The following is a 22,282-nucleotide window of genomic DNA, read 5'->3' on the forward strand; positions in this document are numbered from 1 at the left end:
GGCGCAGCATGCCCGCCGTCCTCGGACGGTGCACCGGCGCGTACCCCGGCGCGAGCAGGCGTGAGCCAGCCGCAGCGCGCAAATTGATTGGCAGTGCCTCCACTTTACCAAACCTTTGCGCCGGTTCGATCTCCGGATTACTCGTGGACCGCAGTGGCGACGTCTCCGGGTCGGTTGCGCTCAGTGTCCGCGCCCGTCGTCGCGGTCGCCCCCGCGGCTGCCGCCGGTACGTCCCTCACGCCCGACGACGTCTTGGCCGTCGTCCGACACACCGCGCCATTCATGCGGGTCACCGGGGATCCGCGGCTCGGATTCGTGGCCGCCCTCGCCGAAGACGCGGTCCCGGAGGTCGACGTCGCCCTCCTGGTGATAGCCGGGCGTCAGACCGTATCCGGTCACGGAGAGCAACTTTCCGGCCACGACGCCGAGGACGGCTATGCCGAGGCCGGTCCAGAAGAGCCAGGGCAGGTCGGCGATCATGCCGCCGCCCGCGACGCACAGCCCGACCAGGATCACCACGACGCCGGTCCACGCCGCCGGGGACGAGCCGTGCGTCCCGTGTGAGGCCGACCTGCCGTCCCGCGCCGGCGCTCCGGCCCGGTCTCCCCCGCGCGCGGTGTCCACCGCGCCGCCGCCGGTGGTGCGCGCGACGCCGGAGCGCGCCGCGTCCTGAGCCGTTTCCGTCCGCGGGTTCGTGTGCCGACGCATAGCGGTCCTCCTGGCCGGTTCGTCACGGTTCGTCGATCGAGGACCGGTTGCGGTCCGCTCCCGCGAGATCGCGGTCGGGGTGCGCGGCACTCCTCGGTGCCACCGGGTTCCACGATCTCCGCGCCCTTGGCGTGCGGCATTGCCGCTACCCGCCCCACGGGGCTGTGATACGCGGCCGGGAAGGTTCAGAATGGAAAGGAGAACGTCCGCGCGGGGGGATCCCCAGGAGGCCGGCGCCATGACCGAGTCTTTCGCGCGCTATGCCATCACCGTCCCGGGCCGCGAAGGCCCGCACTCGCCTGCCACCGTGGTGGTCGTCCACCGGACCGAAGCGCGCGGCCCGGGCCGACTGCCGGTGTACGAGGACGACACAGGCCGTTTCCGCGTCCAGATCATCGGCGGCGTCGCCAGACCGCTCGCGGACACCGACTGCCACGGCCAGAGGTGCCTTCAGGCGTTCCAAATGTCCTCGCCGGACGCGCGGGGGCACTCCTCCCCCGCACTGTGACGGTGAGCCCGTCGACGGCACCGCCGCACCCGGGGTGCGCGCGGGGCGTGCGTCTGCGCGCGGTTCCCGGGTAGATGCGGAACCTCGGGGAAACCGTACGAAAGGACGGAGCGATGGCGGACCAGGCACGGGGCGACGACGTCTACCAGCCCACCGGATCCGGTGTCGACAACCCTCCCGACGACGCGCTCGACATGGAGAACGCCCTGGACGAGAGGGGACTGGACGCCACTCTGGACGAGGGCTACTCCCCGCCGGAACGCCCGTACGCGGTCGAGGACTACGGCACGACCCAGGACGAACAGGCCGCCGGCGAAACGCTGGACCGGCGACTGGCCCGCGAACAGCCCGAGGCACGGCCCGACATGGGCGACGACGCCGACGATCTCGCGGACGAGGAAGGCGAGCCCTGGACCGACGGTGAGGCCGGCGACGCCCGAACGGGCCGGCTGGCCGAGGACGACGACCCGCTCGCGACCCGCGGCAACCGCACCCTCGGGCGCGACGTGGGCATCGACGGCGGCGCGGCTTCCGCGGAGGAGGCGGCCGTCCACACGATCGACGACGAAGGGTGACCGCACGCATGAGCCGTGACCACGCGCCGGCTTCCGACACCCTCGCGTTCGACCTGCCGGCCTTCGGGGCCCCGGCGTTCGGCGCACCCGCGTTCGGCGCGACGCTCGGCGTCGAGGAGGAGTTCCTGACCGTGGCCCCCGGCACGTGGGCTCCGGTTCCGGCGGTCGCCGACCTGCTCGCGACGATCCCGCCGAGCGTCGTCGCGGCGGAACTGAAGCCGGAGTTGCTCGCGGCGCAGGTGGAGTCGGCCACTCCGGTGTGCGGCGGCCTCGCCGAACTGCGTGTGCAACTCGCCCAGGCCAGAACCGCGTTGGCGATCGCCGCAGCCGCTCGCGGAGTCGCGGTGGCGTCCGCCGGGTTCGCGTTCGTCACGCCCGACGACGCTCCGCTCGACGTCGCGGCGGGCGAACGCTACCGGGAGATCGGCGAGTTGTACCGGGGGATCGTTCCCGACTACGCCGCGTGCGGGTGCCATGTCCACGTCGGCGTCCCCGACCGCGACACCGCGGTCGCGGTGACGAACCACCTCCGGCCCTGGCTCGCCACGTTGCTGGCGCTGTCCGGCAACTCCCCGTACTCCCGGGGCCGGGACACCGGGTACGCGAGCTGGCGTGCGGTGACGCAGGAGCGGTTCCCGGGCTTCGGGGTGCCGCCGTGGTGTGCGGACGCCGCGGCGTACGACCGGGCGCTCGCCCGGCAGGGGGCTTTCGGGACGACCGTGGACCCGCGCATGACGTTCTGGTCGGCACGGCCGTCCGAGCACGTGCCGACGGTCGAGGTGCGGGTGGCCGACGCGTTGGCCACCGTCGACGAGACGGTGTTGCAGGCGGGCCTGGTCCGGGCGCTGGTGGTGCGCGCCCGCGCGGACATCGCCGCCGGGCGCGAGGCGCCGAATCCCGATCCCGCGGTGTGCGAGGCGGCCATGTGGTCGGCGGCCCGCTACGGACTCACCGGCCCGGGGATCGACCCGTTCCTCGAACGCCGCGTCCCGGCACGGCAGTTGCTCCGCGATCTGCTCGACCACGCGGACGACGCCCTGGACGACCTGGGTGACCGCGTCGAAATGCGCCGCCTGGTGGGCAAGGTCCTGTCCGCCGGAACGGGCGCGCAACGCCAGCGCTCGGCGGCGGTGTCACGCGGCATCCACGCGGCGGCCGAACTGGTCCTCCTCCACCCCGACCCCTCCGACTCCCAGGGCTGGCTCCCCCGCGCGACCCCAAGCCCGCCGGAAAACCCCCTCTACACCACCACACACTTCACCCCGCCCCGATCCCGAGCCCGGTAGGCGGACCACACAGGCCTGAGCACACCCAACGGCGCGCGACGCGCACAGCCGACCCAGCCGACCCAGCCGACGCAGCATCGAGGCGCCGGTGAGCCGAGGAAGGCGGCGGGTTGTCTCCCCGAACCCGACAAGCCGACCACGCCAAGCCCGAACACACCCAACCGGCGACCCGGCGCGGACAGCCGACGCAGCATCGAGGCCGGTGAGCCGCTGCGCGTGAGTTCGGCGCGCGCAAGGCGGCCGGTTGTCTCCCCGAACCCGACAAGCCGACCACGCCAAGCCCGAACACACCCAACGGGCGACCCGGCGCGGACAGCCGACGGAGCATCGAGGCCGGTGAGCCGCTGTCGGAGGGTGGGCTCGGCGCGGGCGGGGTTTAGGGCCCGGACCCGGGCTCGGCGCGGGGGGCGCCCGGGTTATTTGTTCGGGGTCGCCGCGCTGATGTCGGCGAGGGCCGAGGTGGGGTCGCGTTCCATGGCGAGGTCGCCCAGGGAGACCACGCCGATCGGGCGGCCGTCCTCGACCACCGGGAGTCTGCGCAGGGCCTTGGTGCTCATCAGGTAGATCGCGTGGTCGACGGCGGCGTCGGGGGCGACGGAGACCACGTCGTCGCTGCACAGCGCGTGCACGGTCGTGGCGTCCGGGTCCCTGCCCTCGGCGAGGCCGCGGACCACGAGGTCCCGGTCGGTCAGCATGCCGCGCAGTTCGCCGTCGTCGGTGACCAGGACGTCCCCGATGCCCTCGTCCCGCATCCGCCGCGCCGCCTCGGTGACCGACGCCCGCAGTTCGACGGTGACCGGTTCCTCGGTCATCAGTTCTCGGACCGTCTGGGTCATGGCTCTCCTCGGGTCGCTGCCGGGTCGGTCGCCCGCTCGGCTACCCGGCCCCGACGCGGTGAACCGGCTCGCCCGCTCAGCGCGTGCCCAGCACGTCCGCCAGGTCGTACCGTGCCGGCTCGCTCAGCTGCGCGTACGTGCAGTCGCCCGGGTCCTTGTCCGGCCGCCACCGGCGGAACCGCGTCGTGTGCCGGAACCGGTCGCCCTGCGTGTGGTCGTACGCCACCTCGCAGACCAGTTCGGGGCGCAGCGGGATCCAGTCGAGCTGCCGCCCGCCGGTCCACCGGCTGACCGCGCCCGGCAGCCGGCCGCTTTCGTGCGCCTCGGCCTCGGTCCAGCGCGCCCACGGGTGCCCCGCGATGTCGTCGAGCCGGTACGGCGCGAGTTCGCCGACCAGCTCGGCCCGGCGGGCCATCGTGAACGACGAGCTGACACCGACGTGCTGGAGGCGTCCGTCGCCGTCGTGGAGGCCCAGCAGCAGCGAGCCGACGACCGGGCCCGACTTGTGCTCGCGGTAGCCGGCGACGACGCAGTCCGCGGTGCGCTCGTGCTTGACCTTGACCATGGCCCGCTGGTCGGGCAGGTACGGCCCGGCCGGGTCCTTCGCGACGACGCCGTCCAGCCCCGCGCCCTCGAACGTGTCGAACCAGACGCGGGCGACGTCGGGATCGGTCGTGGCGGGTGCGAGATGGATCGGCGCGGGGGTGTCGGCGAGCGCCCGCTCCAGCGCCGCACGGCGCTCGGTCAGCGGGCGGCCGAGGTACGCGGTGTCGTCCAGCGCGAGCAGGTCGAAGGCCACGAACGAGGCGGGCGTGGTCGCGGCGAGGTGCCGGACGCGGGAGTCCGCGGGGTGGATGCGGTCCTGGAGCCGGTCGAAGTCGAGGTGGTCGCCGATGGCGATGACGATCTCGCCGTCCAGCACGCAGCGCGGCGGCAGCAGGCGCAGGGCGGCGTCGACGACGTCGGGGAAGTAGCGGTCGAGCGGCTTGGTGTTGCGGCTGCCGATCAGGACCTCGTCGCCGTCGCGGAAGACGATCGCGCGAAAGCCGTCCCACTTGGCCTCGTAGTGCATGCCGGGTGGGATGCGGGCGGCGGGCTTGGCGAGCATGGGCTTGATCGGAGGCATGACAGGAAGCTGCATATGCCCCATTTTGCTGGGATATTCCAGCGGTCGCCCATCGGACATACCATGACGAAATCTCGCCGGGCTGCCTACCCTGAGACATGAGCAGCGCCGAACAGATTGAGATCGACGGTCGGTCCGTCCGGGTCACCAACGTCGACAAGGTGTACTTTCCCGAACGCGGTTTCACCAAGGGCGACGTCGTCCGCTACGTCCTGTCCGTGGGCGAGGGGATGCTCCGCGCGTTCGGCAACCGCCCCACGACCCTGGAGCGCTACCCCGACGGCGTCGGGGGCGAGTCGTTCTACCAGAAGCGCGTGCCGAAGTACCGGCCGGAGTGGATCCGGACGGCCCGGATCCGCTTCCCGAGCGGGCGCACCGCCGACGAGCTGTGCCCCGACGGCACCGCCTCGCTGGTGTGGGCGGCGAACCTGGGCTGCCTGACGTTCCACCCGTGGCCCGTGCGGCGTGGCGACACCGAGCACCCCGACGAGTTGCGCATCGATCTCGACCCGCAGCCCGGCACGGGGTTCGCCGACGCGGTGCGTGCGGCCCACGAGATGCGCGCGGTGCTCGGCGAGTACGGCCTGACCGCGTGGCCCAAGACGTCGGGCGGGCGCGGCCTGCACCTGTTCGTTCCCATCCGCCCGGCGTGGCCGTTCGTCGACGTGCGGCGTGCGGTGATCGCGCTGGGCCGGGAGTTGGAGTCCCGCATGCCCGACCAGGTGACCACGGCGTGGTGGAAGGAGGAGCGCGGGCGGCGGGTGTTCGTGGACTACAACCAGATGGCCCGGGACCGGACGATCGCCGCCGCGTACTCGCCGCGGGCGAACCAGCGCGCGACCGTCTCGGCCCCGCTGACGTGGGACGAGGTCGACGACGCGCGGCCGGACGATTTCGACCTGGCCACGATGCCGGAGCGCTTCGCGCGGCTAGGCGACGTGCACGCGGACATGTCCGAGCACGCTTTCTCCCTCGACTCCGCTCTCGCGCTGTCCGACCGCCAGGCGCGGGACAGCGGTTCGGGCGACCTGCCCTATCCCCCGGACCACCCGAAGATGCCCGGGGAGCCGCCGCGCGTCCAGCCGAGCCGTGCGCGCAACTCGTAGCGCTCCCCGGGTCCCGGGGGCCGCACGGCCGGGGCGTCAGCCGTTCGGCAGGATCACCGCTCGCCCGGTGACCTTTCCGGCGTGCAGGCGTTCGTACGCGCGATGGGCCTCGTCCAGCGGGTAGGTCTCCACGTGGACCTCGACGGCTCCGGCGCGGGCGAGGTCGAGGACTTCGAGGAGTTCGCCGCGGCTGCCCCAGTACGGCGCGGTAACCACGACGTCGTACGGCAGCGCCCCGATGCCGACCGGCAGCGTGCCGCCGGCGAGGCCGACGATGGTCACGTCGGCCTCCACCGCCGCGCAGGCCCCGGCGGTCGCGGTGGTCGCGGGGGCGCCGACGAAGTCGAAGACGGCCTCGGCGCCGAGGCCGCCGGTGATCTCGCGTACGCGCTTGGCCGCGTCGGCGTCGGAGGTGACGGTCTCGTGCGCGCCGACCCGGGCCGCGAGGGCCAGCTTCTCGGGGCTGACGTCCAGGGCGATCACGCGCGCGGGGGTGAGCGCGCGCAGCAGTTGGACGGCCACGTGGCCCAGTCCGCCGGTGCCGATGACGACGGCGCTGCTGCCGGGGACGAGCTTGGGCAGCGAACGTTTCACCGCGTGGTACGGCGTGAGCCCGGCGTCGGTCAACGGCACGGCGGTGACCGGGTCGAGGCCGTCCATCGGGACCAGGTGCCGTGCGGAATCGACCAGCATGTATTCGGCGATGGCGCCGTCCGCGCCGAGGCCGGGCGGGTAGATCGCGAGCTCCGTCGCGCGGAGGCAGTAATTCTCCTTGCCCTGGGCGCATTTCGCGCATCGGCCGCAGCCTTGGGGTCCGTAGACCGCGACGGTGTCGCCCACGTCGAGCCCGGTGACGCCGGAGCCGAGGGCGGCCACCGTCCCGGCGCCTTCGTGGCCGAGGGTGAACGGCAGCGGCCAGGGCAGTTCGTCGGCCGACATGGCCATCACCGCGATGTCGGAGTGGCACACGCCCGCCGCGGCGACCCGCAGCAGCACCTGCCCGGGGCCGGGTTCGGGGTCGGGCACGGTGACCAGTTCGGGTGGCGCACCGACGCGGCGGTACTGGAGTGCTCGCATGGGCTCGGTCTCCTTTCGTGGTGGCCCTCACCACTCGACGTCGAAGGCGTCGAGAAGTTCCTGTTCGCCGGTGAGGTCGGCCGACGCTCCGAGGTTGTGCGTGCCCTGGATGCCCTGCTCGGTCCAGATCGTCTTGCCCGAGCGCCGGTAGCGGCTACCCCAGCGCGACGTGAGCTGGGCGACGAGGAAGAGGCCGCGGCCTCCTTCGTCCGTCGCCATCGATCGGCGCAGGCGCGGCTGGGTGTTGCTCGGGTCGGACACCTCGCAGACGAGGATCTGGTCGCGGATCAGCCGCAGTCCGATCGGGCCGCCCGCGTACCGGACCGCGTTGGTGACCAATTCGCTGACCACGAGTTCGGTGCTGAACGCCAGGTCTTCCAGGCCCCAGGCGGCGAGTTGACGGGTCGTCAGTTCACGGGCGCGGCCGACCTCGGAGGGGTTCGCGGCCAGCTCCCACTCCGCGACCGCCGCGGTGCCGACGCTGCGGGTGCGCGCGATCAGGAGGGCGACGTCGTCGTCGCGGGAGGGTTCGAGGGCGCTGACGATCTCCGGTCCGATGTCGATGAGCGGGCTGTCGCGGTGCCGTGCGACGGCCTCCCGGAACCGGGCGAGTTGGACGCCGGCGTCGATGTCGCGGCGGACGGTCAGGCCGTCGGTGTGGAAGGCCAGCAGCGAACCGTCGGGCAGGTCGATGTCGACGGATCCGAACGGCATTCCGCCGACGCCGAGCGGCGGTCCGGGGGTGAGTTCGACGAACTCCGGTTCCCGGCCCGGCAGGGCGACCAGCGGCGGCGGGTGGCCGGCGCTGGCGATCGCGCAGCGGCGGACGACCGGGTCGTACACCGCGTACAGGAACGTCGCGCCCTCCGCGGCCAGTTCGGAGGTGGGGTCGCCCGGGTCGTGGTCGGGCCAGTAGCTGAGGACCAGGTCGTCGAGATGGCTGATGAGTTCGACGGGCTCCAGATCGAGGTCGGCGAGCGTCTGGACCGCGGTGCGCAGGCGGCCCATGGCCGCCGTCGCGCCCAGCCCGTGGCCGACGACGTCGCCCACGACGAATCCGGTCCGGAGCGACGAGAGGGCGAGCACGTCGAACCAGTCGCCTCCCACGCCGGCCTCCCCCTCCGCCGGGAGGTAGGTGCCGGCGGTGTCGGCGGCGGGCGTCCGGAGCACCGGTCGCGGCAGGAGGCTGCGCTGCAGGGCGACGGCGGTGCGGTGCTCGCGCGTGTAGCGGCGCGCGTTGTCGACGCCGATCGCGGCGCGCGAGGTGATCTCGGCGAGCATTTCCGCGTCGGCGTCGTCGAAGTCGGCCTCGGTGTGCACCCGCCACGCGGTGACCGCGCCGAGGATGCGGCCTCGGGCGAGCAGCGGGATCACGATCAGCGAATGCGCCTCGTGCGGGATGAGCGTACGGCTGCGCGCGGGCGTCATGGCGAGGGCGTCGCGCAGCCGCCGCATGTCGGAGACCACCACGGCGGAGCCCTCGCCCACCGGCCGCAGCAGCGGGATGTGCGGGAGCCAGGGCAGCAGCTGCCCGACGCCGAGGACGTCGGCCGGCCACGCCTCGGTGCCCACGGCTCCGCTGCTCGGGTCGGCCGCGGCGACCGCGACCCGGCGGAGGCGGATGTCGGCCTCGGGGCGCGACGGCTCCTCGCCGTGCAGCACCGGCTCGCTCAGGTCGACGGCCGCGAGATCGGTGAGTTCGGGGACGATCAGGCGCGCGAGCCGCTGGGTGGACTCCACCAGGTCGAGCGTGGTGCCGATTTCGAGCGCCGCGGCGTGGCTGAGGCGGGCGTACCGGGCGCCGCGGTCGCGGGCGTCCTCCCACGCGACGACCTCCCGGGTGGGAACGAGGAGGACGAGCCAGTCGCTTTCGTCCGGGCGGTCCGGCACCGCGGCCCCGCCCGCGGCCGGGCGCAGCGGCTGGGCGGTGAATCGGAATTCGGCCGGCTCGCCGGACGCGGTGGGCAGCGCGGCATTGCCGTGGCGAATACCGGCGGCGTCGGGGCGGACCGCCGCGAGAGCACGCCGGAGTTTCCCGGCGAGCACCCCGCCGTCGGTTTCCCCGAAAAAGCGGCGCGCGGTCGGAGTCCACAGGTGCGTGCGACCGCCCGCGTGCAGCACCACCGCGGCGGACTCGATCCCGCCGACCGGAAACGGCACCGTGCCGGAACCGGTCCTGCCGGAAGAATTCATCGCTCGCTCGCCTGCCGTCTCCCCGAGCGGGTGACCGGAGGAGATCCCATTGTCACGCCGGACGGCGAGCGCAGCCAGGGCAGCCGCGTCGGCGGCGTGACGCGGGGCGCGAGACGGGCGTCACAGGCAACGGGACGCGCCGGAAACGACAAAGCCCCGGGACGCTTGACGCCCGAGGCTATTTCCCGCATATATTGAAGCTTTGCGTGCCCCAAAAATGCACAACAGAAATCGAACAATTGCGTGGTCATGATATCCGGCCGGGAGTTGAATTGTCAAACGCCGAACGCTGCGAAAACACCGAAATGCGCAACGAGCAGGAATTCCTCGACCTCGTGCACACTCGGCTCGGCGAACTGCGGGCCGAGGCGGAGGCCGGGGTGCGGGCCGCGCTCGGCAGGGAGGCCGGCACGCGCCAGGACCGGGTGGAGCGCGACATCGCGGTGGCGGACCAGACCGGCCTGCTCGCCGCGTTCGACGCCGGCGACACCGGGCTGTGCTTCGGGCGGCTGTTCTTCCGGGACGGGGCCGACCACCACATCGGCCGCATCGGCATCCGGCGCGACGACGCGGAGCACACCCCGCTGGTCGTCGACTGGCGGGCGGACATCGCGCGCCCGTTCTACCTGGCGACCGGGTACACCCCCATGGGGCTGCGGCGGCGGCGCCACATCACGACGGCCGGCCGCGACGTCGTCGCGCTGCACGACGAGATCCTCGACCTCGCCGACGCTCGGCGCACCGGGCACGAGGGCCCCGACGCCGACGGGGTCCTGCTCGCCGCGCTGGACGCCGCGCGCACCGGGCGCATGCACGACATCGTGCAGACCATCCAGGCCGAGCAGGACCGCGTCATCCGGGCGCCGCACCGCGGGGTGCTCGTGGTCGAGGGCGGCCCCGGCACGGGGAAGACCGTCGTCGCGCTGCACCGCGCGGCGTACCTGTTGTACGCGAACCGCGAGCACCTGACGCGCCGCGTCGTGCTCGTGGTCGGGCCCAACCCGGCGTTCCTCAACTACATCGAGGACGTCCTGCCGTCGCTCGGTGAGACGGGCGTGCTGTTCGCGACGCCCGGGGAGCTGTTCCCCGGTGTTGTCGCGACCGCGGTCGACAGCCCCGAGGCCGCCGAGATCAAGGGCCGCGCCGCGATGGCGGAGGCGCTCGAACGCTTCGTCGCCGACCGCCAGACCGTCCCCGATTCGCCGATGGCGATCCCGCACGAGGACGGCGAACTGCGGCTGGACGCCGGCATCGCCACCGAGGCGCGGCGCCGGGCCCGCGAGACGCTGCTCCCCCACAACCTGGCCCGGCCGCACTTCGCGGCGCGGGTCGTCGACGGGCTCACCGCGCAGCTTGTGGACCGGCTGGGCGCGGACCCGTACGGCGGGCCGAACTTCCTCGGCTCGGAGGAGGTCGCGGAGCTGCACATGTCGGTCGCGTCGAGCGCCGAGGTGCACGCCGCGATCGATGTGCTGTGGCCGCTGCTGACACCGCATCAGCTCGTGGCCGACTACCTCGACGCCCCGGTCCACCTGCCCGACGACGAGGCCGAGGCGATCCGCCGCCCGGTCGTCCACGACCCCGTGTTCGGGACGTGGACGACCGGCGAATGGACGGTCTCCGACGTGCCCTTGCTGGACGAGGCCGCCGAACTCCTGGGGATGGACGACTCGTTGGCGCGGGCCGCGGCGGAGGCCGAGCGGCGCAGGCGAATCGCGTACGCACAAGGCGTCCTGGACATGTCGTACGGCTCGCGCACCTACGAGTTCGAGGACCTGGGCGACGAGGCGTCCGAAGTGCTGGGCGCGCACGATCTGGTCGACGCCGAACGCCTCGCGGAACGCCACGAGGAGGCCGACCACCGCACCGCCGCGGAGCGCGCGGCGGCGGACCGCACATGGTCGTACGGGCACATCGTCGTCGACGAGGCGCAGGAACTGTCGCCGATGGCCTGGCGGTTGCTGATGCGCCGCAGCCCGACGAAGTCGATGACGCTGGTCGGTGATCCGGCGCAGACGTCGGAACCGGGCGGCTGCGGCTCGTGGGAGCGGATCCTCGGCCCGTTCGTGGACGACCGCTGGGAGCGGTACCGGCTCGGCGTCAACTACCGGACCCCGAGCGAGATCATGGAGGTCGCGGCACGCGTCCGGCGGGCGGTGGACGCCGACTTCGAGCCGCCGGAGTCGGTGCGCTCGACCGGAGTGACGCCGTGGGCGCACCGGGCGACGGACATCCCCGGCGCGGTCGCGTCCGTGGTCGCCGACCTCACCGCGGCGCACCCGAGGGACCGGGTCGGCGTGGTCGCCCCGCGCGGCCTGATCGACGCGCTGGCGGAGGCGCTGCCCGAGGCGGCCCACGGTGTGGCGCCCGAACTGACGCTGCCCGTGGCGCTCCTGCATCCCCGGCAGGCCAAGGGGCTGGAGTTCGACACGGTCGTCGTCGTGGAGCCGGCCGACTTCGGCGGCAACGACCTCTACGTCGCCCTCACCCGCGCGACGCAGCGCCTCGGGATCGTGCACACCGGCAAGCTCCCACCCGGCCTCGACGAACTGCCGCCGTACGTCTAGTCGTGGGAACGGCTGTCGCCCGGCACCGGGAGACGGTGCCGGGCGACAGGCGAATCGGGTGGGTCAGATGGCGGGTTCGACGATGCAGTCGACCATCGAGGCGCCGCTGTCGGGGACGCGCGCCTGGCGCCACACCTCGACCGGGAACGTCACGTTCACCAGCGAGCAGAAAAGGTACGTCAGGTTCCTGTCCTCCTCCGAGATGTCCTCCAGCGACACCGTCTTCAGATACGGCACCGCCGCCTCGAGACGCGGGAACGCCTCGTCGTAGAACGCCTGGAGCTCGTCCATCGACGACGCGAGGCGCTTCGCGTAGCGCTCCTTCTCCGTCGGAAGGATCCAGTCCGCGAACTTCTCCAGGTCCGCGTACTCCGCGGGCAGCAGGTTGCTCATGTGTCTCTCCTTGTCCAGGAATCCGGAGGCAGCGGGACTCAGGCCGACGCCTGGTCCTTCTCCGCCTTGTGGTCCGCGACGTACGCCCGCGCCGTGGTGTGCAGGTGACGCAGCGCCACTTCCTGGTCGTTCAGCGGGAATTCGGTCACCGCGCGCGACTCCAGCATGGTCTGGGTCGCCTCGAGGGTGTTCGCGTCCTGGAGCGCGTACTCCTTGAACGTGACCGCCGCGAGCTCGTGCTGCAGGCGCTCGTAGGCGTTCGTCGGCGGCACGAAGTACAGCGAGCACTCAAAGGTGTGCGTGTTGTACGACGTCGGCCAGTAGTGGTACGTCAGGTACCAGTTCGGCTTCCACACCAGCAGCATGAAGTTCGGGAAGAACAGGAACGAGTCCTCGCCCCAGGCCTTGTGCCGCGTCGGGTTGAGCCCGGCCTCCGGGATGGGGCCGACGTCGGGGGCGTCCCAGAGACCGAACAGGCCGCTGCGCAGCAGGCGTTCGATGGGCTTGACCATCGACTCGTCCTTCGGCGGGGCCATGCCGCCCCAGGACGAGACCAGCGCGTGCGGGCCGTCGACCCCGTACGACAGCGCCTCGTAGCCGACCTCGCGCAGCTTGCGCGACTCGTCGTCGACCGCCTGCTTCTGGTGCAGGATCGGCGCGTGGTAGAACTCCATGAACGCGTCGATGAAGAGCTTCCAGTTCGCGCCGATCTCCGCGCGGTACTTGTAGACCTCGGTCATCTTGCCGAAGGGGTAGGTGTCCAGGCCCTTCGCGTACGCGCCCAGGTACTCCTTCAGCGGGGCCGCGTCGTTGTCGAAGTTGATGAAGACGAAGCCCTCCCACACCTCGGTGCGGATCGGCGCGAGACCGAAGTTCTGCTTGTCGAGGTCGAAGAACTCACCCTCCTGCTGCACGAACGTCAGCTCGCCGTCGAGGTCGTAGCGCCACCCGTGGTACTTGCAGGTGAACTGCCGGCAGCTCCCGGAGACCTCCTCGCGCGGGAAGTCGTTCCACACCAGCTTGTTGCCGCGGTGGCGGCAGATGTTGTGGAAGCTGCGGATCTCGTTGTCCTTGCCGCGCACGACGATCACGGAGGTCTTGGCGGCGCTCAGTTCCTTGGTGAAGTAGCTGCCCCCCTTGGGCAGTTGCTCCACGCGACCGATGTTGAGCCAGGTCTTCTTGAAGATCGCCTCGCGCTCGGCCTCGTAGTGCTCGGGCGAGATCGAGTCCTCGTATGACGTCGGCGACGTGTCGATCTTGAAGTGCTCGGTCCAGCTGCCCTCAGCGGGCTTGGGGAAATGTGCCATGGAACTGATCCTCCGGTCAGGTCACTACCACTGGGGGGCAACGCGGTTAGTCTAAATTGAGAATGCCATTCTCACAAGAGAAGAACGCACCCAGGGAAGCGGGTGTTGCCCGTCCATGCCGACAGCCCCGGCGATCCGGGGCGCCGGAGAGAAAATAAACGTCTACGTATACTTAAGTCAACCGACCGGGCCCGAGGCCTACGCGGTGGCCGCGGGGAAGGCGAACTTGTCCATGCGCGCCCGGCGCGCCGGCGGGATCGGCGTGGGACCGGTCGCGGTCGCGTGGACCATCACCGTCTGCGACAGGCCGACGCAGGTGTCGCCGTGGAACAGCCCCAGGCCGTATTCGTACGACGATCCGCCGAACCGGATGATGCCGGCGCCGATCCGGTACGCGCCGGGGTACGGCGCCTCGCTCATGTAGCGCACCGTCGTCTCCAGCACCAGCAGACGGAACCCCGCCTCGCCGGACATGAGTTCGTCGCCGAACATCTGCTGGTTGAGGTTGACTCGCGCGTCCTCGTAGAACGTCACGATGGCGGAGTTGTTGAGGTGCCGCTGCACGTCCATGTCGGAGAACCGCGCCACGATGTCGTGCACGAAGGGGTAGCTGTCCAGGGCCAGCCGGGCGGGGTCGACTTCTCTGCGCTCGCTCATCCCGTCAGAATGCCGTACCCCCGACGCGGCGCCGCCCACGGGTCCCCGGCCCCCCGGCCCGGGGACCCGCCGGTCAGCGCACCGGCCGCAGCGTCGTGCTCCACAGCACGGCGGACGCGGCATCGCGCAGGCGCACGGTCAGCTCACCGCTCGGGCCGTCGATCGCGACCTCGCCGAAGTGCTGGAAGCCCTCCATCGGCGAGGTGTTGGCGCGCGGCGGCGCGTGCACGAACTCGGCGCGCGGGCCGAACGTCCCGTCGAGCGTGTTGGGGCCGAACGCCCCGGCGTTGAGCGGGCCCGACACGAACTCCCAGAAGGGGTCGAAGTCCTGGAACGCCGCGCGCGACGGGTCGTAGTGATGGGCGGCCGTGTAGTGCACGTCCGCGGTGAGGAACACGATGCCGTGCACACCGCGACGCCTCGCGGTGCTCAGCACCTCGGCGAACTCCAGCTCGCGTCCGAGCGGGGCGCCGTTGTCGCCCTGGGCGACGCCCTCCTGCGCGGTCGCCCCGTCCGGCACGATCAGGCCGAGCGGGAGGTCGGCGGCGATCACCTTCCACGTGGCGCGGCTGCGGCTCAGGGCCTCGATCAGCCAGCGGCGCTGCCGGGTGCCGAGCAGGCCGCGCTTCGGGTCCGCGTAGCGGTTCTCGTCGTTGCGGTCCTTGTGGGTGCGCATGTCGAGGACGAAGACGTCGAGGTGGCGGCCGTACGACAGCTTGCGGTAGATGCGGTCGTCGCCGAGCGGCTGCCACTCGCGGAACGCCTGGGCCGCGCGGGCGGCGAGGACGTCGACGTTCTTCTCGGTGTAGCGCGCGTCGTCCAGGATCTCGCCCGGGTACCAGTTGTTGGTGACCTCGTGGTCGTCCCACTGGTTGATCTGCGCGATCTCGGCGGCGAACGCGCGGTAGTTGTGGTCGAGCAGGTTGTAGGCGAACTGCCCCCGGTACTCGGCGAGCGTTTCGGCGACCTTCGACTTCTCCGGCGTCGTCAGGTTGTGCCATACGCGGCCGTCGGGCAGCGTCACGGCCGGTTCGAGCGGGCCGTCGGAGTAGACGGTGTCGCCGCTGTTCAGGAAGACGTCGGGGCGCAGCTTGCGGATCTCCTCGAAGATCGTCATGCCGCCGAGGTCCGGGTTGATGCCGTAGCCCTGGCCGACCGTGTCGCCGGACCACACCAGGCGCACGTCCGCGCGCGCGTGCTCGTGCGGCGCGGTCACCAGCGAGCCGGTCAGCGCGCGGCCGGCGGCACCGCGCTCGCCTTCGACGCTGACGCGGTAGTGGACGCGGTGTCCCGCCGGGAGACCGCGCAGGCGGACGCGGCCGGTCAGGTCGGTGTCGGGGGTGAGCAGCGGCCCGCGGACGCGCTTCGCGTCGCGCAGGTCGGGGCGCGTGCCGTACTCGACCACGAGCCGACCGGGCCGGTCCGCGCGGCCCCAGACGATCGCCGAGTCCGCGGTGGCGTCGCCGCTCTGCACGCCGTGGGACAGCTCGGGACGCCCCGAGACGACGTACGCGGGCGCACCGCCGGTCTCCGCCGCGGCGGCGGAGGCCGCCCCGACAACGGGGGTGAGCGCGAGCCCGGCACCGGCGGCGGTGCCGGCACGCAGGAAGTTCCTTCTGCCGAATTCTTTGCCGAGGGAGGTCATGGCCACGTGTGTAGTCCCACCCGACGACCCCCGGGCGAACACCACCTGACGCAACGCGGTCATCCACACGAAGGACGGAGCCGCGGACGGTGGGTGGGGTGCGGTGGTGGGTTTGTTCTGGGGCTGGGTGTGCAGCGTCGTGGGGTGAGGAGAGTATTTGTTCCTCTTTTGGCCTCGCGTGTGCTCGCGGTGTTCCTGGCGGCGCTCTTGGCCCTCGTCCTCGTGCCGTTCACGGCCGGGAAGGCCCGTGCGGCCGGGGTCAGTGACATCGCGGCGCATCTGCGCGGTGACCCGGTGTATACCGAGCCCGGTGCGTATGACGTCCTCCCGCCGGCGACGGCCGACTCCCTGCGCGCGACGATCCGCGCGTCCGGCAAGCCGGTTTTCGTGGTCGCCGTGCCCGCGGACTCCCCGCTCGCCACCGCCGGCTCGCGCTCCGCCGTCCTCTCCGCGCTTCGCGACCGGGTCGGGGTGCCCGGCGTGTACGCGGTCGCCGTGGGCCGTTCGTTCGACGCCGCCGCGGACCCGTCCGTCATGTCGCCGTCCCGTCTGGCGACGCTGAAGAGCGACAGCCTGGCCGACAACCAGGGCAACGGGCCGGGTCTGTTCACGCAGTTCGTCGACGGCGCGGTGGGCGCGGCCGGTTCGCGGGCGTCCGCCACCACGCCCGGCAGCAGCAATTCCGACAGCGGCACCTGGGTCGGAGCGGCCGTGGTCGCGGCACTGGCCGTCGTGGTGTTCGGCGGCACGATGCTGGTCCGCCGGCGGACCCGGCGGCGCCGCGCGGCCGGGGAGCTTCGGGCGCTGGAGCAGGTGCGGCCGACCGTGGACGAGGACATCACGGCGTACGGCGAAGCCCTCGACCACACCGCCTTCGACCCCCGGGCACCGAAGAGCAGCGACGCGATGCGCGCCGACTGGTCGACGGCTCTCGACTCCTACGAGCGCGCGAAGACCGCGATGCGCTCCGCACGCCGCCCCGACGACGTCCGTGGGGTGAGCGAAGCGCTCGACGACGGACGGTTCGCCCTCGCCACCCTGGACGCGCGGCGGCGCGGTGCGAAACTCCCGCACCGCCGCCAACCGTGCTTCTTCGATCCCCGGCACGGCGTCTCGGTGCGCGACATGGAGTGGGCGCCGCCGGGCGGCGCGCCGCGCGGGGTGCCGGTGTGCGCCGCCGACGCGGCCCGGCTGGAGGACGGCCGCGAACCGGAGGCGCGCGAAGTCGACACGCCCCTCGGCCGCCGGCCGTATTGGGACGCCGGTCCGGCGTACGCGCCGTGGGCGGCGGGCTGGTACGGCGGCATGCTCCTGCCGGGCCTGCTGATCGGCACGGCCTTGGGGCACGCCGCGATGGCGCCGTACGCGTACGGCGACCCGTCGTTCGACGGCGACCCCTCCGCCGGCGGGGATTGGGGCGGCGGCTTCGACGGCGGGGGCTTCGGCGACGGCGGAGGCGGCGGCTGGGGCGACGCGGGAGGCGGGTTCTGACCCGTCGCCGCCGAGGAGGCCGGCGGTCAGATGCCCAGCGACGACCTGATGCGGCGCGGTGCGTCCAGCACCCGGCTGATGATCCGGATCAGCAGCGGCGGCTGCTCGCTCGAATCGTGCCCGGCGCTCAGAACGTAGTAGACCTGCTCGATGGACGGCGGTCCGACCGCGAGCGTCTGCCGCGCCGCCTCGGTGGCGTCGGCTTCGCCGGTGCGGACCATGTACGCGGCGGTCATCGAGCCGGTGCGTCCGACGCCCGCGCCGCAGTGCACGTACACCGGCCCGTCGGAGGTCCGGACGGTCTCCAGGAACCTCTCGACCTGGCCCGGGGTCGGGGTCTGGCCGTCGCGGATGGGGAGGCGGACCACGTTCAGTCCGGCCCGCGCGGGGCGGGCCAGATCCTCGGCCGACAGGTGCTCGGCGCGCAGGTCGACGACCGTGCGGATGCCCATCGACGCGAGGGCGCGGTATCCCTCGTCACCGGGCGCCGAACCGCGCCACACGTGGTCGTCCACCTGCTTGACGTGGTTCATCCCGGCGATGCCGCGCCCCGCGCCGCCGGTCGTGTGCGACGACGCCCAGGCGTGGGCGCCGAGCATGCCGAGGAAGGCGAACAGCCAGCTGACGCCGTACACCAGCGCGGCGATGCCCAGGACTTTGCCACCGCGGCGGGCGGCCGTGCGGGCCCGCGTGGGCGCGGACGAGCGCGCGGGGGCGTCGACGGGCGGGGCCGCCGGAGCGGGGGTGGGGCTCAAGGGCGCGGTCGAAGACGGTTCGAGCGACGGCAAGAGGAATCACCGGGAGCCAGGCGTACCGTCGCGCGAACCACGACGATGGGGATTCGTGCAGGCTAGCCGGACCGCGGAAGGAATGACAAACACCACGTTTTCGATCATGTGCCGTGGTGTCGCCGCCGTGTCGGGCCGCTCGCTCACCCCGTCACGGAACTCCGGAACGAGCGCCGGTAGGCGTGCGGGCTGATGCCGACCACGCGCTTGAAGCGGTCGCGGAAGGCGGTGGGGGATCCGAAGCCCGCTTGCAGGGCGATGCGGTCGACGGAGTGGGTCGTGGTCTCCAGGAGGTACTGCGCGCGGTGGACGCGGGTGCGGTGCAGCCACGTGAGCGGCGTGGTGCCGGTCTGCGCGCGGAAGCGGCGGTTGAGGGTGCGGGTGCTGGTGCCGGCCCGGGCGGCGATCTCGGCGAGGGTCAGTTCGCGCCCGCAGTTGTCGCGCATCCAGTCGAGCAGCGGCTCCATCGACGCGCCGGAGGGCACCGGTGGATGCGCGTGCACGATGAACTGCGCCTGCCCGCCCTGGCGTTCGAGCGGGACGACGGAGAGCCTGGCCGCGTCGGCGGCGACCGCGGACCCGTGGTCGCGGCGGATCATGTGGAGGCACAGGTCGAGCCCGGCCGCCGCGCCCGCCGAGGTGAGGAACTGCCCGTTGTCGACGTACAGGACGTCGGGGTCGACCTCGATCTCCGGGTAGCGCTCGGCGAGTTCGGCGGCGGTGATCCAATGCGTCGTGGCACGCAGGCCGTTCAGCAGGCCGGTGGCCGCGAGGACGAACGCGCCGATGCAGATCGAGGCGATGCGCGTCCCGCGCGCGGCGGCGGTGCGCAGGGCCGCCGACACCTCGGGGGACACCGCCGCCTCGCAGCGGGCGGTGCCGGCGATCACGATCGTGTCGGCGTCGGCGAGCGTGTCCAGGCCGTGCGGCACGCGCATCACGAACGTGCCGGCGTCCACCTCGGGCTCCGGGCCGCACACCAGGACGCGGTAGGCCGAGCGGCCGTCGGGCAGACGGGCCCGTTCGAAGGCCCAGATCGGTGCCGACATATCGAGGGGAACGACCTGGTCCAGGACGAGGACGGCCACGGTGTGCATGGGCCCGAGCATAGGGCGCGGCGGGCGCCGTTCGGGCGGGAATACGGAAGGTGCCCGAATCGGGCCAACCGTGGCCCACCTGGGAGAACACCCGGTGATGTCGTGTCCGACGCGGGCTCCGGAGCGGTTCGGCGTCCGTTTTCCCTCTCTTCGCACGGTTTCCGGGGGTGGCGAACGGGGTGGCGAGAATCCGTTGGTTCTTGTCACTCTCGCCACTTCCGGCGTCTCAACAGCCGCTCCTAGCCTCAGGAATGCTTCCCGCCACGTCACGAGAAAACGGCCCCCGTGAGCAAATTCCTGTTGATCCTGCATGTCCTCGCCGCGATCGTCGCGATCGGCCCGGTCACGGTCGCCGCGAGCCGCTTTCCCCAGGAGGCGCGCCGCGCGCTCGCCGACCCGGCCGACCCGGGCGCGGTGTCGACGGTCCGTCAACTGCACCGAATCTGCACGGTGTACGCGTACGTCGGCGTCGCGGTGCCGATCCTCGGGATCGTCACCGGCGCGAGCATGGGGGTCCTGGGCAGCACGTGGCTGACCGTGTCGATGATGCTCACCGCGTTCGCGGCCGTGGTGCTGGGGGGCCTGATCCTGCCCGGCCAATCGGCCATCGTGGCACGGCTGTACGGGCCGCGCACCGACGCGGGGCCGCTGCCCGGGCGCGAGGCGACCGTGCGCCTGGCGATGCTGACGGGGGTGTTCAACCTGCTGTGGGCGGCCGTCACGATCCTCATGATCGTGCGGCCCGGGTCGACGACGGGGGCATGACGCACGCGGTTTGCCCCCCGACGCTACTCTTCGGCACGAAGATCACCGTTCGACGGAACCGTTCACCTGGGAGGCCCGATGGCCGCGCACGTCACCGACAACCCCGACAAGTCGCGTTTCGAGGTGACCGCCGGCGACGACGGCACCGAACTCGCCGGATTCGCCGAGTACTTCCTGAGCGAGGCGGACGGCGAGATCGCGTTCACGCACACCGAGATCGACGCGCGGTTCGGGGGGCAGGGCCTCGGCGGCGTGCTCGCGAAGGCGGCGTTGGACGCGGCGCGCGAGCGCGGGCTCGCGGTGCTGCCGTACTGCCCGTTCATCCGCGGCTGGATCGGCAAGCACCCCGAGTACACGGACCTGGTCCCGGAGAGCCGCCGGGCGACGTTCGGGCTGTGAGACCCGGCGCGCTGAGTCTGCCTCCCCGCTGAACCTGCCTTCCCGCTGAGTCTGTCTACGCGCCGAGGCCGCCGACGGGTTCGCGGTCGGCGTGCTCGCCCGGCGCCGCCGGGGCCGCCCGGGCGAGTCCCGGCATCGGCAGCGCCGCGACGGCCGCCGCGAGGGAGCACGCCGCGGCGACGAGGAGCGCGCCGCGGAAGGCCGTCGCGCCGATCGAGGCGTCGGCGGCGGTGGTCAGGATCGCGGTCGCGACGCCCACGCCCAGGGCCGTCGCGACCTGGCGGTTGACGTTCAGAACGGTCGCGGCGCGGCTGATCGACGCGGGCGGGATGTGGGCGAACATCGACGCCTGCAGCCCGACCATGCCCATCCCGTTGGAGAAGCCCGCACCCCCCATGAGCAGGCAGAACAGCCACAACGGAGCGTCGCCCGGCACGGCGGACAGGACGGCCAGGACCACCGCGAGCGACAGTTGGCCCGCGACCACCAGGCGCCGGGGGCCGATGCTGTCGAAGCGGCGGCCGACGGTCTGCGCGGCCAGCACGACGCCGACCGGGACCACGCCGACGACGAGGCCCGCGGTGAACGGCGAACGGCCGCCGTGTTCCTGGAGCAGCAGCGGCATGACGTAGAGGAGGCCGCCCAGGAACGCGGCCGTCTGGAACGCGGTCGCGGTGTTCGTGTGCCGGAACAGCGGCTCGGACAACAGGCGCAGCCCCAACATCGGTGTGGTGGCCCGCAGTTCGACGCGCACGAAGCAGCCGAGCAGGACGGCGGACCCGGCCGCGGTCGCCACGATGAGCGGGCTCCCCCAGCCGTACCGCGGAGCCTCGCCGAGGACGAACAGGGCTCCGCTCAGGCCGAGCCCGGCGGTCACGAAGCCGGCGGTGCCGAACGGGAAGGCGTCGCGCGGGGCGTCGCGGGGCAGGCCCAGCAGGACGAGGGCGACCGTGGCGATGCCGATGGGCGCGTTGAGCAGGAACGCCACGCGCCACGAAAGGTGTTCGACGAGCAGGCCGCCCAACGGCGGGGCCAGCGCGGGTCCGAGCGCGATCGGCAGCAGGAGCAGCCGTGTCATGCGCGCCCGTTCCTCCTGCGGGTAGGTCGCGTACAGCATCGCGGTCGCCACCGGCGCGACGAGGCCGCCTGCGGCTCCCTGGGCGAACCGGGCGACGATCAGTTCGGCGAGCCCGCCGGCGGCGGCACAGCCCGCGCTCGCGGCGACGAAGAGCAGCGTGGACGCGACGAAGACGCGCCGCACACCCCAGCGCCCGGACAGCCACGCGGACGCGGGCATGGTGATCGCGAGCGCCAGCACGTAGCCGATGACCGTCCATTGGACCGAGGGCAGTGTGGCGTCGAAATCCCGGGTGAGGGCCGGGAGCATGATGTTGACGACGTGCGTGTCCAGGGCGGCCATCAGCAGACTCGTCACGTACGCGGTCGCCGCCGCGGTACGCGGATTCACCCGCCGGCGTCCGGCGCGTTTCTCCTCGGCGGCACACCCGGGCGCGGAAATTCCCACGGCCTTCGGCGCGTTCCCGGTCGCCTCATTCATGGCCGTGCCCGTCTGCTGCCTCGTGCGAACCGATCATGGCAGCAAGTAACGCGACCGTAACGGACTCCGGTCAAGGTGGTGTTCCGCTCAGCGGAATCACGGGTTGCCCGGGGGCCGGAATCATCGCAGTCTGGCGGCCCGGCACGCGAAACCGCGGCGGCGACAAGGCCTCGCGGCGCACCGAGCACGGCGTTTCCGCG

Annotated in this window: 20 protein-coding genes; 8 read left to right on the forward strand and 12 right to left on the reverse strand. The window is 72.4% G+C overall.

Annotated features, from left to right (window positions below; genetic code table 11):
• Positions 1-180 precede the first annotated feature (180 nt).
• Entirely contained in the window at positions 181-708 is a 528-nt protein-coding gene (locus tag LO772_RS04795; RefSeq protein WP_231777094.1) for an HGxxPAAW family protein, read from the reverse strand.
• A 238-nt stretch (positions 709-946) separates the two neighbouring features.
• Here LO772_RS04795 and LO772_RS04800 point away from each other — a divergent pair, with 238 nt between their 5' ends.
• From LO772_RS04800 to LO772_RS04810, 3 genes are all read left to right on the forward strand, one after another.
• Positions 947-1,216 (forward strand): DUF6296 family protein, encoded by a 270-nt coding sequence (locus tag LO772_RS04800; protein WP_231777095.1) that lies wholly within the window; start codon positions 947-949, stop codon positions 1,214-1,216.
• 113 nt (positions 1,217-1,329) lie between these two features.
• The gene (locus LO772_RS04805) at positions 1,330-1,791 is read left to right on the forward strand and encodes a DUF5709 domain-containing protein (protein WP_231777096.1); all 462 of its coding nucleotides are present in this window, start codon (positions 1,330-1,332) and stop codon (positions 1,789-1,791) included.
• Positions 1,792-1,799: 8 nt separating this feature from the next.
• A complete protein-coding gene (locus LO772_RS04810; protein ID WP_231777097.1) occupies positions 1,800-3,077 on the forward strand; it encodes a carboxylate-amine ligase in 1,278 nt (425 codons plus the stop codon).
• A gap of 416 nt (positions 3,078-3,493) precedes the next feature.
• On the opposite strand, the gene LO772_RS04815 is transcribed toward LO772_RS04810, so the two are convergent.
• Together LO772_RS04815 and LO772_RS04820 are read right to left on the reverse strand one after the other, a co-directional pair.
• Positions 3,494-3,913, reverse strand: a complete 420-nt coding sequence (locus LO772_RS04815; protein WP_231777098.1) for a CBS domain-containing protein — start codon at positions 3,911-3,913, stop codon at positions 3,494-3,496.
• Between the two features lie 76 nt (positions 3,914-3,989).
• On the reverse strand, positions 3,990-5,054 hold the full coding sequence (locus LO772_RS04820) for an ATP-dependent DNA ligase (protein WP_231777099.1): 1,065 nt from the start codon (positions 5,052-5,054) through the stop codon (positions 3,990-3,992).
• Between the two features lie 83 nt (positions 5,055-5,137).
• Here LO772_RS04820 and ligD point away from each other — a divergent pair, with 83 nt between their 5' ends.
• Positions 5,138-6,145, forward strand: coding sequence for a non-homologous end-joining DNA ligase (gene ligD / locus LO772_RS04825; protein ID WP_231777100.1), 1,008 nt, complete (start codon positions 5,138-5,140; stop codon positions 6,143-6,145).
• A 36-nt stretch (positions 6,146-6,181) separates the two neighbouring features.
• On the opposite strand, the gene LO772_RS04830 is transcribed toward ligD, so the two are convergent.
• Positions 6,182-7,222, reverse strand: a complete 1,041-nt coding sequence (locus LO772_RS04830; RefSeq protein WP_231777101.1) for an NAD(P)-dependent alcohol dehydrogenase — start codon at positions 7,220-7,222, stop codon at positions 6,182-6,184.
• Between the two features lie 27 nt (positions 7,223-7,249).
• Positions 7,250-9,415, reverse strand: a complete 2,166-nt coding sequence (locus LO772_RS04835) for an ATP-binding SpoIIE family protein phosphatase (protein WP_231777102.1) — start codon at positions 9,413-9,415, stop codon at positions 7,250-7,252.
• 305 nt (positions 9,416-9,720) lie between these two features.
• On the opposite strand from LO772_RS04835, the gene LO772_RS04840 reads away from it, so the two are divergent.
• Positions 9,721-11,982 carry a HelD family protein gene (locus LO772_RS04840; RefSeq protein ID WP_231777103.1) on the forward strand — a complete coding sequence of 754 codons (2,262 nt, stop codon included), beginning with the start codon at positions 9,721-9,723 and terminating at the stop codon, positions 11,980-11,982.
• A 63-nt stretch (positions 11,983-12,045) separates the two neighbouring features.
• Here LO772_RS04840 and LO772_RS04845 read toward each other — a convergent pair whose 3' ends face one another.
• From LO772_RS04845 to LO772_RS04860, 4 genes are all read right to left on the reverse strand, one after another.
• Positions 12,046-12,375 carry a hypothetical protein gene (locus LO772_RS04845; protein ID WP_231777104.1) on the reverse strand — a complete coding sequence of 110 codons (330 nt, stop codon included), beginning with the start codon at positions 12,373-12,375 and terminating at the stop codon, positions 12,046-12,048.
• Between the two features lie 38 nt (positions 12,376-12,413).
• The gene (locus LO772_RS04850) at positions 12,414-13,682 is read right to left on the reverse strand and encodes an aromatic ring-hydroxylating oxygenase subunit alpha (protein ID WP_231777105.1); all 1,269 of its coding nucleotides are present in this window, start codon (positions 13,680-13,682) and stop codon (positions 12,414-12,416) included.
• A 198-nt stretch (positions 13,683-13,880) separates the two neighbouring features.
• On the reverse strand, positions 13,881-14,339 hold the full coding sequence (locus tag LO772_RS04855; protein WP_231777106.1) for an acyl-CoA thioesterase: 459 nt from the start codon (positions 14,337-14,339) through the stop codon (positions 13,881-13,883).
• 73 nt (positions 14,340-14,412) lie between these two features.
• Positions 14,413-15,984, reverse strand: coding sequence for an alkaline phosphatase D family protein (locus LO772_RS04860; RefSeq protein ID WP_231777107.1), 1,572 nt, complete (start codon positions 15,982-15,984; stop codon positions 14,413-14,415).
• 168 nt (positions 15,985-16,152) lie between these two features.
• Here LO772_RS04860 and LO772_RS04865 point away from each other — a divergent pair, with 168 nt between their 5' ends.
• Complete coding sequence (locus LO772_RS04865; protein WP_231777108.1) at positions 16,153-17,475, forward strand: hypothetical protein; 1,323 nt, start codon at positions 16,153-16,155, stop codon at positions 17,473-17,475.
• A gap of 26 nt (positions 17,476-17,501) precedes the next feature.
• On the opposite strand, the gene LO772_RS04870 is transcribed toward LO772_RS04865, so the two are convergent.
• Positions 17,502-18,230, reverse strand: coding sequence for a fused DSP-PTPase phosphatase/NAD kinase-like protein (locus LO772_RS04870; RefSeq protein ID WP_231777109.1), 729 nt, complete (start codon positions 18,228-18,230; stop codon positions 17,502-17,504).
• 176 nt (positions 18,231-18,406) lie between these two features.
• A complete protein-coding gene (locus LO772_RS04875; protein WP_231777110.1) occupies positions 18,407-19,360 on the reverse strand; it encodes a GlxA family transcriptional regulator in 954 nt (317 codons plus the stop codon).
• A gap of 285 nt (positions 19,361-19,645) precedes the next feature.
• On the opposite strand from LO772_RS04875, the gene LO772_RS04880 reads away from it, so the two are divergent.
• Both LO772_RS04880 and LO772_RS04885 read left to right on the forward strand, forming a co-directional pair.
• On the forward strand, positions 19,646-20,125 hold the full coding sequence (locus tag LO772_RS04880; RefSeq protein ID WP_231777111.1) for a hypothetical protein: 480 nt from the start codon (positions 19,646-19,648) through the stop codon (positions 20,123-20,125).
• Between the two features lie 78 nt (positions 20,126-20,203).
• Positions 20,204-20,524 (forward strand): GNAT family N-acetyltransferase, encoded by a 321-nt coding sequence (locus LO772_RS04885; RefSeq protein ID WP_231777112.1) that lies wholly within the window; start codon positions 20,204-20,206, stop codon positions 20,522-20,524.
• Positions 20,525-20,579: 55 nt separating this feature from the next.
• On the opposite strand, the gene LO772_RS04890 is transcribed toward LO772_RS04885, so the two are convergent.
• On the reverse strand, positions 20,580-21,992 hold the full coding sequence (locus LO772_RS04890) for a DHA2 family efflux MFS transporter permease subunit (RefSeq protein WP_231777113.1): 1,413 nt from the start codon (positions 21,990-21,992) through the stop codon (positions 20,580-20,582).
• Positions 21,993-22,282 lie beyond the last annotated feature (290 nt).

The sequence above is a fragment of the Yinghuangia sp. ASG 101 genome, assembly GCF_021165735.1.
GTDB lineage: Bacteria > Actinomycetota > Actinomycetes > Streptomycetales > Streptomycetaceae > Yinghuangia.

Coding starts and splice junctions, on each gene's coding strand:
- LO772_RS04885 (WP_231777112.1), top strand. CDS start 20,204: ATGGCCGCGCACGTCACCGACAACCCCGACAAGTCGCGTTTCGAGGTG.
- LO772_RS04800 (WP_231777095.1), top strand. CDS start 947: ATGACCGAGTCTTTCGCGCGCTATGCCATCACCGTCCCGGGCCGCGAA.
- LO772_RS04855 (WP_231777106.1), bottom strand. CDS start 14,339: ATGAGCGAGCGCAGAGAAGTCGACCCCGCCCGGCTGGCCCTGGACAGC.
- LO772_RS04795 (WP_231777094.1), bottom strand. CDS start 708: ATGCGTCGGCACACGAACCCGCGGACGGAAACGGCTCAGGACGCGGCG.
- LO772_RS04860 (WP_231777107.1), bottom strand. CDS start 15,984: ATGACCTCCCTCGGCAAAGAATTCGGCAGAAGGAACTTCCTGCGTGCC.
- LO772_RS04815 (WP_231777098.1), bottom strand. CDS start 3,913: ATGACCCAGACGGTCCGAGAACTGATGACCGAGGAACCGGTCACCGTC.
- ligD (WP_231777100.1), top strand. CDS start 5,138: ATGAGCAGCGCCGAACAGATTGAGATCGACGGTCGGTCCGTCCGGGTC.
- LO772_RS04840 (WP_231777103.1), top strand. CDS start 9,721: ATGCGCAACGAGCAGGAATTCCTCGACCTCGTGCACACTCGGCTCGGC.
- LO772_RS04820 (WP_231777099.1), bottom strand. CDS start 5,054: ATGCAGCTTCCTGTCATGCCTCCGATCAAGCCCATGCTCGCCAAGCCC.
- LO772_RS04810 (WP_231777097.1), top strand. CDS start 1,800: ATGAGCCGTGACCACGCGCCGGCTTCCGACACCCTCGCGTTCGACCTG.
- LO772_RS04835 (WP_231777102.1), bottom strand. CDS start 9,415: ATGAATTCTTCCGGCAGGACCGGTTCCGGCACGGTGCCGTTTCCGGTC.
- LO772_RS04845 (WP_231777104.1), bottom strand. CDS start 12,375: ATGAGCAACCTGCTGCCCGCGGAGTACGCGGACCTGGAGAAGTTCGCG.
- LO772_RS04875 (WP_231777110.1), bottom strand. CDS start 19,360: ATGCACACCGTGGCCGTCCTCGTCCTGGACCAGGTCGTTCCCCTCGAT.
- LO772_RS04830 (WP_231777101.1), bottom strand. CDS start 7,222: ATGCGAGCACTCCAGTACCGCCGCGTCGGTGCGCCACCCGAACTGGTC.
- LO772_RS04805 (WP_231777096.1), top strand. CDS start 1,330: ATGGCGGACCAGGCACGGGGCGACGACGTCTACCAGCCCACCGGATCC.
- LO772_RS04850 (WP_231777105.1), bottom strand. CDS start 13,682: ATGGCACATTTCCCCAAGCCCGCTGAGGGCAGCTGGACCGAGCACTTC.